Here is a 1,392-nt window from a genome sequence, read left to right as displayed (position 1 = left end):
CTTTCCCTACACTACGCTCTTCCTATTTATTTACTTGGGGATGGGTTGCGGGATGCTCTCGATCCCAGAAGTTTACAGCGCTAGCTATTTTAATACTCAAAGGGGAAGGCAATATTTATCATGTCTGTGAATAACTATTACACACTTGGTCGTTCTGGATTGCGCGTCAGTCGCCTAGCTCTTGGAACAATGACTTTTGGCACTGAGTGGGGCTGGGGAGCAGACCGTACAACCGCCAAAACCCTATTTGATGATTATGTCGAAGCCGGTGGTAACTTTATTGATACCGCCGACCTTTATACCAATGGGACGAGTGAAACTTGGTTAGGAGAGTTTATTGCTGAGCGTAATTTGCGGGACTTGATGGTGATTGCTACCAAATTTTCCTACAACGGAGAACCTGGCAATCCTAATGCTGGGGGCAATGGACGTAAAAATATTATGCGTGCAGTGGAAGGGTCGCTCAAGCGTTTAAATACTGACTATATTGATCTCTATATATTACATACCTGGGATAGAATTACGAGCGCTGCAGAGGTGATGCGTACCCTAGATGATCTAGTTCGCTCTGGTAAGGTGCGTTATATTGGTCTTTCTGATGTTCCTGCTTGGTATGCTTCTCGTGCGCAAACTATTGCGGAGTTGAGAGGGTATGAAACGTTATCCACGCTGCAATTAGAATATTCCCTGGTAGAACGGAATATTGAAAATGAGTTTGTCCCTTTTGGTACAGAACACGGTATGGGAATTATGGTGTGGAGTCCCCTTGCTAGTGGTTTACTCAGTGGTAAATATCGCCCTAGTGAAGATGGTGGCATGGGTGAAGGTCGCTTACAAGCGATGAAAGAGTCAATTAATCCAGCTTTTCAAAAGTTTAGCGATCGCAATTGGAAAATTGTGGCAGAGTTAGAAGCTGTAGCAACAGAGGTAGGACGCAGTATGGCTCAAGTAGCAGTAAATTGGGCGGCTAACCGACCTGGTATTGCTTCGGTGATTATTGGTGCGACTAAACCCCATCAGCTTCAGGATAATCTACAGGCATTAGATTTTACCCTGAGCGAGGAGCATTTAATGCGTCTTAATCAGGTAAGTACTCCAGAATTAAAATTTCCCTATACTTTCTTTGGTTCAGAAATGCAAGCCATGCTTCATGGTGGGGTAACCGTGGGTGATAAACCTAAAAACTACTATCCCGTAATTGAGACTAGCGGTGGGGGTGCGGGTGTTGATAGTGATGCTGAATAAATGGTAGTGATAAATAGGTAGTGACCCCAAATTATTGGGGTCTTAAATAAGTAACTTTTTATAGCAATGGAAGTATAGTTTAGGACATACTATTCTAGTGTAAAGGGAGCAGGGAGCAGGGAGCAGGGAGTAGGGAGCAAGTAAAAG

At 44.0% G+C, this 1,392-nt stretch carries 1 protein-coding gene; it reads left to right on the top strand.

Translation table 11 applies throughout. The features are described from left to right. Nucleotides 1–126: 126 nt before the first annotated feature. Nucleotides 127–1,245, top strand: coding sequence for an aldo/keto reductase (locus F6K49_RS49305; RefSeq protein WP_366514359.1), 1,119 nt, complete (start codon nt 127–129; stop codon nt 1,243–1,245). Nucleotides 1,246–1,392 lie beyond the last annotated feature (147 nt).

Source organism: Moorena sp. SIO3I6, from assembly GCF_010672095.1.
This window is presented reverse-complemented; position numbering and strand designations above follow the sequence as displayed.